Source organism: Azoarcus indigens, from assembly GCF_004361735.1.
GTDB lineage: Bacteria > Pseudomonadota > Gammaproteobacteria > Burkholderiales > Rhodocyclaceae > Azoarcus > Azoarcus indigens.
Genome location: NZ_SNVV01000030.1, coordinates 20526 through 34210 on the forward strand (window position 1 = coordinate 20526; position 13685 = coordinate 34210).

At 68.8% G+C, this 13685-nt stretch carries 13 protein-coding genes; 7 read left to right on the forward strand and 6 right to left on the reverse strand.

Annotation, left to right across the window (positions count from 1 at the left end):
• Window positions 1-23 precede the first annotated feature (23 nt).
• Together C7389_RS22355 and C7389_RS22360 are read right to left on the reverse strand one after the other, a co-directional pair.
• Window positions 24-2387, reverse strand: a complete 2364-nt coding sequence (locus C7389_RS22355; RefSeq protein WP_133594884.1) for a putative bifunctional diguanylate cyclase/phosphodiesterase — start codon at window positions 2385-2387, stop codon at window positions 24-26.
• Between the two features lie 2 nt (window positions 2388-2389).
• Complete coding sequence (locus C7389_RS22360; protein WP_133594885.1) at window positions 2390-2929, reverse strand: molybdopterin-dependent oxidoreductase; 540 nt, start codon at window positions 2927-2929, stop codon at window positions 2390-2392.
• A gap of 235 nt (window positions 2930-3164) precedes the next feature.
• Here C7389_RS22360 and C7389_RS22365 point away from each other — a divergent pair, with 235 nt between their 5' ends.
• The gene (locus C7389_RS22365) at window positions 3165-4241 is read left to right on the forward strand and encodes a 3-deoxy-7-phosphoheptulonate synthase (protein WP_133594886.1); all 1077 of its coding nucleotides are present in this window, start codon (window positions 3165-3167) and stop codon (window positions 4239-4241) included.
• Entirely contained in the window at window positions 4238-5071 is an 834-nt protein-coding gene (serB, locus tag C7389_RS22370) for a phosphoserine phosphatase SerB (RefSeq protein ID WP_133594887.1), read from the forward strand. Before C7389_RS22365 ends, serB begins: the two co-directional genes overlap by 4 nt.
• A gap of 86 nt (window positions 5072-5157) precedes the next feature.
• Here serB and C7389_RS22375 read toward each other — a convergent pair whose 3' ends face one another.
• Both C7389_RS22375 and yaaA read right to left on the reverse strand, forming a co-directional pair.
• On the reverse strand, window positions 5158-6288 hold the full coding sequence (locus tag C7389_RS22375; protein WP_133594888.1) for a M14 family metallopeptidase: 1131 nt from the start codon (window positions 6286-6288) through the stop codon (window positions 5158-5160).
• 54 nt (window positions 6289-6342) lie between these two features.
• Window positions 6343-7128 carry a peroxide stress protein YaaA gene (gene yaaA, locus C7389_RS22380; protein WP_133594889.1) on the reverse strand — a complete coding sequence of 262 codons (786 nt, stop codon included), beginning with the start codon at window positions 7126-7128 and terminating at the stop codon, window positions 6343-6345.
• Between the two features lie 189 nt (window positions 7129-7317).
• Between yaaA and bioA the strand changes: the two genes are divergently transcribed.
• The 5 genes from bioA to bioD are packed head-to-tail and all read left to right on the forward strand — an operon-like array spanning window position 7318 to window position 12048.
• Window positions 7318-8649, forward strand: coding sequence for an adenosylmethionine--8-amino-7-oxononanoate transaminase (gene bioA, locus C7389_RS22385; RefSeq protein ID WP_133594890.1), 1332 nt, complete (start codon window positions 7318-7320; stop codon window positions 8647-8649).
• A gap of 1 nt (window position 8650) precedes the next feature.
• Window positions 8651-9838 carry an 8-amino-7-oxononanoate synthase gene (gene bioF / locus C7389_RS22390; RefSeq protein ID WP_133594891.1) on the forward strand — a complete coding sequence of 396 codons (1188 nt, stop codon included), beginning with the start codon at window positions 8651-8653 and terminating at the stop codon, window positions 9836-9838.
• The gene (locus tag C7389_RS22395) at window positions 9835-10584 is read left to right on the forward strand and encodes an alpha/beta fold hydrolase (RefSeq protein WP_133594892.1); all 750 of its coding nucleotides are present in this window, start codon (window positions 9835-9837) and stop codon (window positions 10582-10584) included. Before bioF ends, C7389_RS22395 begins: the two co-directional genes overlap by 4 nt.
• A complete protein-coding gene (locus tag C7389_RS22400) occupies window positions 10574-11374 on the forward strand; it encodes a methyltransferase domain-containing protein (protein ID WP_133594893.1) in 801 nt (266 codons plus the stop codon). Before C7389_RS22395 ends, C7389_RS22400 begins: the two co-directional genes overlap by 11 nt.
• Window positions 11371-12048 carry a dethiobiotin synthase gene (gene bioD, locus C7389_RS22405; protein ID WP_133594894.1) on the forward strand — a complete coding sequence of 226 codons (678 nt, stop codon included), beginning with the start codon at window positions 11371-11373 and terminating at the stop codon, window positions 12046-12048. Before C7389_RS22400 ends, bioD begins: the two co-directional genes overlap by 4 nt.
• Before the next feature lie 206 nt (window positions 12049-12254).
• On the opposite strand, the gene C7389_RS22410 is transcribed toward bioD, so the two are convergent.
• Together C7389_RS22410 and C7389_RS22415 are read right to left on the reverse strand one after the other, a co-directional pair.
• Window positions 12255-12854, reverse strand: coding sequence for a hypothetical protein (locus C7389_RS22410; protein ID WP_246034934.1), 600 nt, complete (start codon window positions 12852-12854; stop codon window positions 12255-12257).
• 37 nt (window positions 12855-12891) lie between these two features.
• Complete coding sequence (locus C7389_RS22415; RefSeq protein ID WP_133594896.1) at window positions 12892-13680, reverse strand: TrmH family RNA methyltransferase; 789 nt, start codon at window positions 13678-13680, stop codon at window positions 12892-12894.
• Between the last annotated feature and the right edge of the window lie 5 nt (window positions 13681-13685).

A 13685-nucleotide genomic window follows, 5' to 3' on the forward strand; every position in this document is an offset into this window, starting at 1 on the left:
CGCCGCCGCCGGCAGCGGCGAAATCAGCCGAAGCTGCCCGCCGGGCTCGCCCCCAGCAGGCTCCATTCCGCCTTCGGCTGGCCGAACAGGAAGCCCTGGAAGGCCTCGCAGCCATGGCGGGAGAGGAAGGCGTACTGCGCTTCCGTTTCCACCCCTTCCGCCATCACGCTCAGGCCCAGGCTCTGGCCGAGGGCGATGATGGTGCGGGCGATCACCGCGTCGTTCGGGTCGGTAAGCACATCGCGGACGAAGGAGCGGTCTATCTTCAGCTGCTCTATCGGCAGGCGCTTCAGGTAGGCCAGCGAGGAATAGCCGGTGCCGAAGTCGTCCAGCGAGAAGCCGACGCCCAGCTGCTTCAGGCGCGTCATCTTGGCGACGATCTCCTCCACGTCGTCCAGCAGCAGGCTCTCGGTCAGTTCCAGCTTGAGGCGCAGCGGATCGGCGCCGCTGCGGTCCAGCGCGCCCACCACCAGGTCGACGAAATCCGGGTGGCGGAACTGGCGCACGCTAACGTTCACTGCCAGCGTCAGCTGGGCCGTGTCCGGCAACTGCGCCCAGGCGGCCAGCTGGCGGCAGGCGGTTTCCAGCACCCAGCGGCCTATGGGCACGATGAGGCCGCTGCGCTCCGCCAGCGCAATGAACTCGGACGGCGGGATGTTGCCGCGCACCGGGTGGTGCCAGCGCAGCAGCGCTTCCGCGCCGGTGGCCTTGCCACCGCGGTCCAGCTGCGGCTGGTAGTGCAGCAGGAACTGCCCTTCCCTCAGCGCCTGGCGCAGATCGGACTCCAGCGCGGAATACGCCGCCACCTCCGCCTGCATGGCGGGGTCGAAGAAGCGCAAGGTGTTGCGGCCGGCTTCCTTGGCCTGGTACATCGCCAGGTCGGCGCGCTTCAACAGCTCGTCGATGTGCTGGTCGGCAGCATCGAACAAGGTGATGCCTATGCTGGGCGTGCTGTGGAATTCACGGCCGGCGATGGTGTAGGGGCTGTTGAGGGCAAGCAGTATCTTGTCGCCCACCGCCTCGGCCGCCGCCACCGCCTCCCGCGCACCGGCGCTGAGGTCCTCAAGCATGACGACGAACTCATCGCCGCCCAGTCGGGCCACGGTGTCTGCCCCACGCACCGAGGCCACCAGCCGCTCCGCTACCTGGCACAGCAGATGATCGCCGTACTCGTGGCCCTGCGTGTCGTTCAGCGTCTTGAAGTTGTCCAGATCGATGAACAGCAGCGCGCCGTGACGCTGGCCGCGGACATGTCCGGCCAGGGCATGGCGCAGGCGGTCCATCAGCAGGCGGCGATTGGGCAAGCCGGTGAGCGGGTCGTAGAAGGCGAGCTGGCGGATTTCGTCCTCAGCCGCCTTGTGGCGGCTGACGTCGTGGGCATAGCCGTGCCACAGCACGCTGCCATCGCCTTCCAGCTGCGGCGTGGCGTAGGCGCTCACCCACACCGGGCTCTCCTGGCGGGCGACGCGGTACTCGCAGTTCCACGGCTGCAGCGTCTGGGCCGACAGCAGCAAGGACTCCTTGACCCGCTCGCGGTCCTCGGGATGGATGGCGGCCAGTACCTTGTTGCCATCTCGTCGCACCTCTTCCGGCGACACCCCGAACAGCGCGCGTATGCCCTGGCTGGCGTAGGGATAGGCGGAACGGCCGTCCACGCTCTGGCGGTACTGGTAGATGACGCCGGGAACGTTGTCGGCGATCTTCTCCAGCCGCTCGCGCAGTTCCCGTTGCACCGCCTCGCCGGCGCGCAGTTCCCCGTCGCGCTGCTCCAGGGCGCGGATGCTGCGCTGCTGGCGCAGCAGCAGCCCGGCCAGCCCCAGGCCGAAAGCCCCCAGCAACACGATGAGGGCGGACATGCTCTGCCGCAACTCGCCCAGCGAGGTGCGCTGGCGGGAGGCCTGCTCCATCGACGACTGGAACAGGGCATCGTTGAGCGACTGCAGTTCCCGGCGCAGGGCGCTCATCCTCTCCAGCTCTGCGCTCAATCCGGCGCTGTCAGGCGGCTGGCTGGCGCTCAGCGTGTCCAGGCGCGCCAGCACCGCCGCCAGCTCGCGGTTGAAGGCGTCCAGGCCCTCGACGCCGGACTCGCCGTACACGCCGATGTTGTCGCGCTGGCGCAGAGCGGCGAGGTCGAGGGCGAAGTCCAGCGCGGCGTAGTTCTTCTCAGTGGGCACCGCCGCCGCAAGCTGCAAGGCGGCCTCCAGCCGGGTGAGGTCGTGGAAGAAGGCGGAAAAGTCGCGCTCGCGGTAAAGCGAGGTCAGCGGCAGCGCCGCCTCGATGCGCGAGACATTCACCCACAGCTGCACCATGCCAACGGCCGAAAGCGACAGCGCCAGCAGCGCGAGCACATAGAAACGACGACGCCAGACCTGGATCACACGCGGCATGCTCAGTTCACCGGCTCGATGCGCTCTATGAGCCAGACCCAGCGGAGGCGGTAAAGCGTGTCCTCCAGTGTCTTGTCCATGTCGCGCGGGTAGATGATGCGTACCGGCCCCTTCTCCCGCCGGGACAAGGGATGGCCCTCGCGGCGGGTGGCGAGCACCAGCGGCCAGCGCTCCCAGTCCTCGCAGGGAATGAGTTGCGAGAAGCCATCGCCGCCGAACACCCGTATGGCCTTGACCTTGCCCATGCCGTAACGGCTCAGCACGTCGGCCAACAGCGGGCCCTGGTAGACGCCGTCGTCCGCCGGCCAGAAGCTGCGGGTGCGAACCTGGTAGAGCATGCCGCGCTCCAGCTCGGCCGTGTTCACTTGCCGGGCTGATCCGCGTATGCCCAGGGCGATGACCGGAAGCTCACCGCTGAGCGGCGCCAGGCTGGTGGGTTGTGGACGCGCCGGGGAATAGCTGGAGTAGCTGGAATAGCCCGCCGCGCTCCAAACGGAGGCGGCGAACAGGAACAGGCACGGACCAGCGAATAAGCGCTTCATCACACTCGGGTGGGTGGAACCGGGGGTCTTCCACCTTGGGCGGAGGCTCGGCCTGGCGCATGCGCGAGCCATGAACGAAGCGCCGAAACTGGAATCGGCGGATATTACCTTAGCAACATGCGCTCACCCAGCCCCCCCGCCCGCCCACACCGGTGTTTCCCACAGAGGAAGCTACGGCAGAGCTGGGCCGCAGCGTTACAATGCCGCTCTTTTCCCTGTGCTGCGGGAGCGCATCATGTCTGTCGCCCAGACCGAGAACCTGAACATTGCCGCGGTCGATCACATGCCCTCTCCGGAGGAGATCAAGGCCGCCGTCCCGCTGACCGACCGTGCCGCCGCCGCGGTGCTCGCCGGCCGCCAGGCCCTTGCCGACATCCTGGACCGCAAGGACCCGCGCCTCTTCGTCGTCGTCGGCCCCTGCTCCATCCACGACCCGGCCGCCGGCCTGGACTACGCCCGCCGGCTGAAGGCGCTGGCCGACGAGGTGTCCGAAACCATGTTGCTGGTGATGCGCGTCTACTTCGAGAAGCCGCGCACCTCCACCGGCTGGAAGGGATTCATCAACGATCCCTACATGGACGACTCCTTCCGCATCGACGAAGGCATGGCCAAGGCCCGCCGCTTCCTGCTGGACGTCAGCGAAACCGGCCTGCCGACCGCCACCGAGGCGCTGGACCCGATCGCGCCGCAGTACTACGGCGACCTGATCTCCTGGACCGCCATCGGCGCCCGCACCTCCGAATCCCAGACCCACCGCGAGATGGCCTCCGGCCTGTCCACCCCGGTGGGCTTCAAGAACGCCACCGACGGCGACCTGGAGGTGGCGATCAACGCCATCATCTCCGCCTCCAACCCCCACAGCTTCCTCGGTGTGAACGGCCGCGGCCAGTCCGCCATCCTGCGCACCCGCGGCAACCGCCACGGCCATGTGGTGCTGCGCGGCGGCGGCGGTCGGCCGAACTACGACACCGTCTCCATCTCGCTGGCCGAGCAGGCGCTGGGCAAGGCCAAGCTGCCGGTAAACATCGTGGTCGACTGTTCCCATGCCAACTCGTGGAAGAAGCCGGAGATGCAGCCGCTGGTGATGAAGGACGTGATCCACCAGATCCGCGAGGGCAACCGCTCGGTGGTCGGCCTGATGATCGAGAGCTTCATCGAAGCCGGCAACCAGCCGATTCCCGCCGACCTGTCGCAGCTGAAGTACGGCTGTTCCGTCACCGACGGCTGCGTCGGCTGGGACACCACGGTGGACATGATCCGTGGCGCCCACACCGTGCTGCGCGAAGCCCTGGCCCGGCGGGAGCGCGCATGAACCTCGTCGCCCAGGGCGAGGACATCGACAACCTCGCCTTGAAAACGCTGGCCAAGCTGGTGCGCGCCAGCGCCATCGAGCAGATCACCCCCAGTGCCTTTCGCCTGCTGGGCGCAGACCCGGCGACCGACATCGCACCTCACTGCCGCGCCCACGACATCGACTGGGCCTGGGTGCCGCCCGGCCGCAGGCTGACGGACATGGGCCTGTTCGTCACCGACATGGATTCGACGCTGATCAACATCGAGTGCATCGACGAGATCGCCGACATGCAGGGGTTGAAGCAGGAGGTGGCCGCCATTACCGAATCGGCGATGCGCGGCGAGATCGACTTCCGCGAATCCCTGAACCGCCGCGTCGCCCTGCTCGCCGGCCTGCCTGAAAGCGCGCTGGGCCGCGTCTACGAGGAAAGGCTGCAACTCAACCCCGGCGCGGAAGTACTCATGCGCGGGCTGCGCGACGCCGGCGTGCGCACCGTATTGGTCTCCGGCGGCTTCACCTATTTCACCGAGCGGCTGCAACAGCGCCTGGGCTTCGACTACGCCTATGCCAACCAGTTGGAAGTGCTGGATGGCCGGCTGACCGGCAAGGTCACCGGCCCGGTGGTGGATGGCGAGGCCAAGGCCGCCCACTTGCGCCGCATCCGCGATGAACTCGGCCTGCCCCCGCAACAGGTGATCGCCGCCGGCGACGGTGCCAACGACAAGCCGATGCTGGAAGCCGCCGGCGTCGGCATCGCCTATCACGCCAAGCCGGTGCTGCGGGAAGCGGCGGATTACCGGCTGGATTTTGTCGGCCTGGACGGCATCCTGGCGCTGTTCGCCGGCTGAACCTCCGAGCAGCGCGGCGGCGCTCCTGCCGTCAGCTTCATGCCTTGCGGGCGCCAGCAGGCGCCTGCCCTCCCCCTCGCAGCGCCTCAGCCGCCACCCTGGACATGCCCCAGGATGGCCGGCAGCATGGCGGCGCCCAGGCGCTTGCTGCGCTCGCCGTTCCAGCCCCGCTCGCCGTCCGGCAGATTGGCGTTGTCCTTGAACGGCATCTCCAGCGTCAGCGACACGCAGCCGAAACGGTGTGCCACCCACTTGCTCGCCAGCGACAGCAACTCCTCGCCGAAGCGCCCCGGCAGATAGCCATGCAGGGTCTGGAAGTCCGGGCTGGCGGCTGAGAAGGCAGCGACGAAGCGGGCCTGCTGCTGCGCCATCGCCGGGGTGAAGCCGGGCACCTCTTCCGCGGTGGAAAAGAATACGTAGGGCAGCGCCTCGTCGCCATGGATGTCGAGGAAAAGCACGCAGCCGCTGGCTTCCATCGCCTGGCGAACGTAAAACACCTCCGGGCTGCTTGCCACGTCCGGGTTGCGCCACTCGCGGTTCAGGTTGCGGCCGGCGGCGTTGGTTCGCAGATTGCCGCGCACCGCGCCGTCCGGGTTCATGTTGGGCACGATGTAGAGCAGCGCCTGCTCCCGCAAGCGCCGCGCCACCGGGTCGGCCTCGTCCAGCAAGCGCTCCAGCAGCCCTTCCACGAACCACTCCGCCATGCTTTCGCCCGGATGCTGGCGCGCGGTGATCCACACCGGCTTGCGGCCGGGAAACTCACGGCCGACCACCACCATGTCCAGATCCCGCCCTTCCACCGTAGCGCCCAGGTTGCGCACTACCGCATGGGGCGAGCGCTGGACGCGGCCCAGCAGATCCAGGTGGCGTTCCAGCGAATAGGGCTCGAAGTAGGCGTAATAGACGCTGTCGAACTCGGGCTGGTGCTCGATGATGAGCTGACCGTTCTCGTAGCGGGTGGTCCCGACGCGGAACCATTCCTGGCGGTCATAGGAGGCCACACAGCGGTAGTCCGGCCAGCCGTCCGGGTAGGCGGCGTCGGCGGCGTTCTCGAACACCATGCGCACCGCCTTGCCGGCGGCGCCGTGCAGGCGGAAGTGGAACCACTGGCGGAAGGCGGCAGCGTTGTCCGCCCGCAGCCGCAGGCGGATGTCGGCCGGGTCGGCCAGGCTGACGACCTCGATGGCGCCGGAGTCGAAGCAGGCGCTGATGCGCATGGTGCTCTCCTTGGCCGCGCACGGAATTTGCCGGCGCGGCATGCGGGTCGGTGCTCAAGCCACGCGGCGGCGGAAGACCCAGGTGTCGCCGTCGGAAGCGGCCTCGTCGTAGGCATAGCCTTCGCTGTTGAAGCCCTTCAGCGTATCTACGTCTTCCACCCGCTGGTCGATGGCATAGCGGCTCATCAAACCGCGAGCGCGCTTGGCGTAGAAGCTGATGATCTTGTACTGGCCGGCCTTCCAGTCCTCGAACACCGGTGTCACCAGCCGGCCGCGCAGTTTGCGCGGCTTCACCGACTTGAAGTACTCGCCGGACGCCAGATTGACCAGCACCGGCTCGCGCCCCGCCTTCTCCTCCCGGGCCAGCAGCGCATTCAACTCGTCGGTGATGCGTTCTCCCCAATAAGCGTACAGATCCTTGCCGGCGGGGTTGGCCAACTTGGTGCCCATTTCCAGGCGATAAGGCTGCATCAGGTCCAGCGGCCGCAGCACACCGTAAAGGCCGGAGAGGATGCGCAGGTGGTCCTGCGCCCAGGCCAGGCCGGCTTCGTCCAGCGTGGGCGCGGCCAGGCCTTCATAGACATCGCCATTGAAGGCCAGCACCGCCTGCTTGGCGTTGCCGCTGTCGAAGGGCCGCGACCAGGCGGAATAGCGCGCCGCATTCAGCGTGGAAAGGTGGTCGGACAGGGACATCAGCTCGGCGATCTGCGCCGGGGATTTCTCGCGCAGGATGTCGATCAAGCCTTGTGCCTGATCGAGGAAATCCGGCTGGGTGTACGTGCTGGTGGTGGGGGGCGTGTCGTAGTCGAGGGCTTTGGCGGGGGAGATGACGAGAATCATGGGGCGAATCGCTGAAAACGGATTGGGGGAATGACTGGATCGCAATGCTGTTGCTTTGGGCCCCGGTGCGGAAGTTCACCGGCGACGCGCGATGTTAGCCCGGAAGCCCCCATCCCGCAGCGCCGGTTTGACACCTCCGGACCGATTGCGCACCATTCGCCGGTTCTACGCCCCCGCCCTCCATTCCCCATGTCCGCCAACCTGCTCCAGCGTTCCCTGGCTTCCGTCTGGCATCCCTGCACCCAGATGAAGCACCACGAGTCCATGCCGCTGGTGCCGGTGGTGAAAGGCGAAGGCGCCTGGCTGATCACCGAGGACGGCCGCCGCCTGCTGGACGGCATCAGCTCCTGGTGGGTGAATCTCTTCGGCCACTGCAACCCGCGCATCGGCGCCGCGCTGCACGACCAGTTGGACAGGCTGGAACATGCGATGCTAGCCGGCTTCACCCATCCGCCAGTGGTGGAGTTGTCCGAACGCCTGAGCGCGCTCAGCGGCCACCGCCTGGGCCACGCCTTCTACGCTTCGGATGGCGCCTCGGCCACCGAGATCGCGTTGAAGATGAGCGTGCACTATTGGCGCAACCGCGGCCTGCCGGCCAAGAACCGTTTCGTCAGCCTCGCCGGCAGTTATCACGGCGAAACCGCCGGCGCACTGGCGGTGACCGACGTGCCACTGTTCCGCGACGCCTACGCACCGCTGGTGCGCCCTGGCGCAGTCGTGCCGGTGCCGGACAGCCGCCTCGCCAGCGGAGGGATCTCCGCCGCAGACATCGCCCGCCAGGCCGCCCGTGCGCTGGAACGTCACCTCGAAGAACACCACGCAGAAACCGCCGCGCTGATCGTAGAGCCGCTGGTACAGGGCGCCGCCGGCATGGTGATGTACGACGAGGAGTACCTGCGCCTCGCCCGTGCCCTGTGCGACCGCTACCAGGTACATCTGATCGCTGACGAGATCGCCGTCGGCTGCGGCCGCACCGGCAGCTTCTTCGCCTGGGAACAGGTGGACAACAGCACGCACGCCGGCTGGCCGGATTTCCTCTGCCTGTCCAAGGGCATCTCCGGCGGCTACCTGCCGTTGTCGCTGGTGCTCAGCCGCCACGAGATCTACCACGGCTTCTACGCCGACGAGAGCGCCCGCGGCTTCCTGCACTCCCACTCCTATACCGGCAATCCCCTGGCCTGCCGGGCAGCGCTGGCGACGCTGGACATCTTCACCGAGGACGAGGTGCTCGCCACCAACCGCAGCCGTGGCGACCGCCTGGAGCAGTTGCTGCGCGAACGCTTAGGCAGGCATGCCGCCATCCGCCATCTGCGCCGCCGCGGCATGATCTTCGCCTTCGACGTGGCCGGCGCCGCGCCGGATTTCGCCCGCCGCTTCTTCACCGCCGCGCTGGAACAAGGCGCACTGCTGCGGCCGATAGGCAATACCGTCTACTTCATGCCGCCCTACATCCTCGACCAAGCCGAATGCGAGCACCTGGTGAGCGCCGCCGCCGCCGCGCTGGACGTGGTGCTGAACTGAGATGAGCCGCCTGCTCGACGACCTGCAGGCCGACCTGGCCGGCCTGCGCCGCCAATCCCTGCTGCGCAGCCGCCGCAGCAACGCCTTGCCCTGCGGCCCCTGGGCGGAAGTGGACGGCCGCCGGCTGCTGTCCTTCTGCAGCAACGACTATCTTGGCCTCGCCGGTGCGCCGGAACTGGCTGCCGCATTGGCGGCGGGCGCGCAGCGCTGGGGCACCGGCTCCGGCGCCTCCCACCTGGTCAGCGGCCACTACGACTGCCATGACGAACTGGAGCGGCAACTCGCCGGCTTCGTCGGCTGCGAGCGCGCGCTTTACTTCTCCACCGGCTACATGGCCAACAGCGGCGTCATCCCCGCCCTGGTCGGCCGCGGCGACGCTGTCTTCGCCGACCGCCTGAACCATGCCTCGCTGGTGGACGGCATGCTGCTCTCCCGCGCCGAGACGCACCGCTACCCGCATGCCGACTGCGCCGCGCTGGAAAGCCGGCTGGTTGCCAGCACTGCGAAGCGCAAGCTCATCGTCACCGACAGCGTGTTCAGCATGGACGGCGACATCGCCCCGCTGGCCGAACTGCTCGCCCTGGCCGAGCGCCACGACGCCTGGCTGATGGTGGATGACGCCCACGGCTTCGGCGTGCTCGGCCCGCAAGGCCGTGGCGCGCTGGTCTCACTGGGGCTGGCCTCCTGGCGTCTGATCTACGTCGGCACCCTGGGCAAGGCCGCCGGCGTCTCCGGCGCCTTTGCCGCCGGCCAGGCCGACGTCGTCGAATGGCTGCTGCAGAAGGCGCGCACCTACATCTTCACCACCGGCGCTCCGCCGGCGCTGGCCCAAGCCCTGCTCGCCAGCCTGGCACTAATCCGCGATGGCGACGAGCGCCGCGCCCACCTCGCCCTCCTGATCGCAACCCTGCAGGCACGCTTGGCTGGCTCGCGCTGGCGCCTGCTGCCCTCCTCAACCCCCATACAACCGCTGGTGATAGGCGACAACGCCGCCGCGGTGACGGTGGCGCAGGGGCTGATGGAAGCCGGCCTGTGGGTGCCCGCCATCCGCCCGCCCACCGTTCCCGCCGGCAGCGCCCGCCTGCGCATCTCGCTATCCGCCGCCCACAGCCTGGAGGACGTGCATCGCCTGGCGGACGCGCTGGCCGACCAGGAGCGCGACCTGGGCGGCAAGAGGCCGGCATCTTGAAGCGCTCGCCCGTCGTGCTGCTGCATGGCTGGGCCATGCGCCCCACGGTGTGGACAGGCGTGCGCGCCCTGCTGTCCGCCGATACGCCGGTATACGCTCCCGCCTTGCCCGGTCACGATGGCAGCCCGGCCGTCGGCGCCAGCCTCGCCGGATGGAGCGATGCACTGCTGGCGGCGCTGCCACCCCTGGCGGTGTACTGCGGCTGGTCGCTGGGCGGCATGCTGGCGCTGGACATCGCGGCGCGCCATCCGGAGCGGGTCGCCGGGCTGCTGCTCATCGGCGCCACGCCGCGTTTCGTCGCCGGCGCGGACTGGCCCCATGGACTGGCGGCCGACATCGTCGCCGGCTTCCGCGGCGGCTACGATCAGGCCCCGGAAGCAACCCTGCGCCGCTTCCTCGCCCTGCAACTGCTGGGCGACCCGGCGCGCAAGCGCCTGCAGCAAGCCTTGGCCGACGCCCGGGACCCCACGGCGGCGCCGGGCGCAGGCAGGAGCGGAAACGGCTTCGCCGACGGCCTGCGCCTCCTGGCCGAAAGCGATCTGCGGCCGGCCGCCCGCGACATCCGCTGCCCGGTACGCCTCCTCCACGGCGCCGCCGACGCCCTGATGCCAGCCGGCGCATCCCGCTGGCTGGCCAGCGAGCTGCCGGCTGCCGAGCTGCACCTGCTGGAACAGGCCGGCCACGCCCTGCCGCTGAGCCACGCCGAGGCCTGCGCGGCGCTACTGGACGATTTCCGTGCAGCCTGAGGCGGAGGAGCGGCGCGCGCACAAGCGCGCAGTCCGCCAGGCCTTCGACCGGGCGGCCGCGAGCTATGACGCGGCAGCAGCGCTACAGCGGGAGATCAGCGCGCGGCTGGCGGATTTCGTACTGGCACAAGCCGGGCCGACACCACGTCGCATCCTGGACGGCGGCTGCGGCACCGGCCACGGCCAGGAAGCGCTGGCGCGCCTGTGGCCTCAAGCCGAGCGCATCGCGCTGGACTTCGCCCCCGCCATGCTGGCCCAACTGCCGGCCGCGGCCGCCGCGCGCCTGTGCGGCGACCTGGAGAGCTTGCCGCTTGCCGACGCCAGCCTGGACGCCGTCTGGTCCAGCCTGGCCCTGCAGTGGTGCGAGCCAGCCACCGCGCTGGGGGAGATCGCCCGCGTGCTGACGCCGGGCGGCCGCGCCTGGATCGCCACGCTGGGGCCAGAGACGCTGTGGGAGCTGCGCGCAGCCTTCGCCGCGGTGGATGACGACCGCCACGTCATCTCCTTCCATCCGCTCGCCCACTGGCTGGAAAGCGCCGCCAGCGCGGGGCTGGACTGCACTGCACGGGATGGCAGCAGGGTCTACGCCCGGGCAGCGGACTTGAAGCGCCTGCTGCGCGATATCAAGCAGATCGGCGCTCACCGGATCGGCCCCGGCCGTCGCCGCAAGCCGCTGGGCCGCATGGCATGGCACCGTCTGGAGGCCGCCTACGAACGCCACCGCCTGGCCGACGGCAGCCTGCCGGCAAGCTACGACCTCATCCTCCTCTGCCTGGAGAGACCCGCATGACGCTGGCCCGCGCCTGGTTCATCACCGGCACCGACACCGAGATCGGCAAGACCTACTCCACCTGTGCCCTGCTCCATGCCGCCCGCGCCCAGGGGCTGAGCGCGCTGGGCATGAAGCCGGTCGCCGCCGGCGCCGAACAGCGGAATGGCGAATGGATCAACGAGGACGCCGCCTGCCTGCGGGAAGCCAGCAGCTTCGATCCCGGCCTGGCGCTGCTGAACCCCTACTGCCTGCGCAGCCCCATCGCCCCGCATATCGCCGCACAAGAGGAAGGGCGCACCATCGCAACCGCTCCCCTGCTGCGGGCCTTCGGCGAGTTGCGCCGGCAGGCGGACATCGTGCTGGTGGAAGGCGTGGGCGGTTTCCGGGTTCCGCTGCGCCACGACTACGACACCGCCGACCTTGCCCGCGACTTCGGCCTGCCGGTAATCCTGGTCGTCGGCATGCGGCTAGGCTGCATCAGCCATGCGTTGCTCACCGCCGAAGCCATACGCCAACGCGACCTGGAACTGGCCGGCTGGGTTGCGAACACCGTGGATCCGGCCATGCTGCGGTTCGAGGAGAACGTAGAAGCATTGCGGCAGCGCCTGGAAACGCCGTTGCTGGGCGTGCTGCCCCATCTGGACTCGCCGGCGGAAGCCGCCGCACGCTGCGGACTACGCCTTCCCGCCTGACGGGAGAAGACAAGCCAGTCCGCAGCGGCCCCGTCGGGCCTGGCAGTCCTTCGGCGGGTTCGGAGGCAGACTACTCACCACAGCCCGCGCCCTGCGTGGCAAAACCCTTCGATGGACTGACGCTGAGCAATGCCCAAGGACTCAGGGCGAACGACATTTCCGGCTCGGCTGAAGGGCCTGATCCACCGGGGAATCCCATCGCACGCTCAGATCACCGCCTCCAGCCTCGCCCGCAGCGCGGCAGCCTGAGGACGCGCGGCGCTGCTCTCGTTCATCGCCTTCATCCAGTCCTCCAGCAGCAGGCGCAGCTCGGCGCCGTCGCGGCTGGCATCGATGCGTTCCATCAAGCTCAGCTTGGCGTAGGGGCCACTGAAGGTCTTCAGGGTATTGAGCATGAAGTTGCGCGCCATCTGATGGCGCACGACGGGATCTTGCGGCACCTCGGCGGGCCGCGCGGACGCGCTTGGGGCAGGAACAGCCGGCGCTGCGGTTTCCTGCGCCAATGCGCCGGCCACCGCCTCGATGTAGCCCTCGCGCTCCAGTTCGGCCAGGGTCTCCGCGAAAGCGGGATCGGGCAACATGCGCTGCAGTTCCGCGCTATCCCGTTTGCCATCCGCCAGAATCAGCAGGCGGCGTGCGCGCGGCCCCAGCGCCCCGCGGCGAACTTCCATTTCCTCCAGCCCTTTGCGGGTCTTGGCGTATGCCGGCATCGGCGTCTCCTCCTTTGGTGGAATCCTTGTCCCCTGAGCGGCTTGATGCCCGCTCTTTCTTTTGTGGCAAGGAGCTTCGCTGGAGGAAAACGACATTGTCAAGTCGACAACGTCACGTTCCGGACTAGGTCGATCAGCCTAGGTTCGTCTGTCGGCGCTGTTCGAACAAGCAGATGGCGGCTGCGGCAGCGACGTTGAGGGACTCGACGCCCGCCGCCATCGGAATCAGCACGGTGGCATCGGCACGCCGCAGCAACTCGGGTGACAGCCCCTGCCCCTCCGCGCCGAACAGCCAGGCCACCGGACCGTCCAGCGGCACTTCGTAGAGGGAGCGTGAGCCATGTACCAAAGCCGTCGCCAGCACCTTGCCGGGATAATCCTGCAGCGCGGCAAGCAGATCGCAGCGCTCGCAGATGCGTAGCAGGAAGTGCGCGCCCATGGCGGCGCGCAGCGCCCGCGGCGACCAGGCCTGGGCGCAGCCTTCCCCGAGCAGCACCTCACTCAGCCCCGCAGCCGCGGCGGTGCGCAGCAGGGTGCCGAGATTGCCGGGGTCCTGCACGCCGTCCAGCACCAGGAGGGAACCGGGCTTTCGGGAGGGGGCCGCGGCGCCCGGCAGGGCAATCGCGGCGAGGATGCCGGAGGGCGCATCCACCGGGCTGATGTGGGCGAACAGGGCGTCCGGTAGCCGAACCGGCTCCAGCTGCGCTGGCAGGCGTGCGAGCAGATCGGCGATTTCCGCCGCTTCCCTGGCGGATTCGGCCAGATAGACCGCCTGCAACGGCCAGCCCGCGTCCAGTGCGGCAGCGAGCAGATGTGGCCCATCCAGCAGCGTCAGCCCGTGCTTGCGCCGTTCCCTTGCCGAGCTCGCCACACCATGCAGTTTCTTCAGCGTCGGGTTGTCGCGCGAACTGATCGTCTTCACGCGGC

Excerpts from the sequence above, each read along its gene's own strand:
- C7389_RS22365 (WP_133594886.1), top strand. The coding sequence starts at position 3,165 with ATGTCTGTCGCCCAGACCGAGAACCTGAACATTGCCGCGGTCGATCAC.
- bioF (WP_133594891.1), top strand. The coding sequence starts at position 8,651 with ATGAGCCGCCTGCTCGACGACCTGCAGGCCGACCTGGCCGGCCTGCGC.
- bioA (WP_133594890.1), top strand. The coding sequence starts at position 7,318 with ATGTCCGCCAACCTGCTCCAGCGTTCCCTGGCTTCCGTCTGGCATCCC.
- C7389_RS22360 (WP_133594885.1), bottom strand. The coding sequence starts at position 2,929 with ATGAAGCGCTTATTCGCTGGTCCGTGCCTGTTCCTGTTCGCCGCCTCC.
- C7389_RS22355 (WP_133594884.1), bottom strand. The coding sequence starts at position 2,387 with ATGCCGCGTGTGATCCAGGTCTGGCGTCGTCGTTTCTATGTGCTCGCG.
- yaaA (WP_133594889.1), bottom strand. The coding sequence starts at position 7,128 with ATGATTCTCGTCATCTCCCCCGCCAAAGCCCTCGACTACGACACGCCC.
- serB (WP_133594887.1), top strand. The coding sequence starts at position 4,238 with ATGAACCTCGTCGCCCAGGGCGAGGACATCGACAACCTCGCCTTGAAA.
- C7389_RS22375 (WP_133594888.1), bottom strand. The coding sequence starts at position 6,288 with ATGCGCATCAGCGCCTGCTTCGACTCCGGCGCCATCGAGGTCGTCAGC.
- bioD (WP_133594894.1), top strand. The coding sequence starts at position 11,371 with ATGACGCTGGCCCGCGCCTGGTTCATCACCGGCACCGACACCGAGATC.
- C7389_RS22410 (WP_246034934.1), bottom strand. The coding sequence starts at position 12,854 with ATGTCGTTTTCCTCCAGCGAAGCTCCTTGCCACAAAAGAAAGAGCGGG.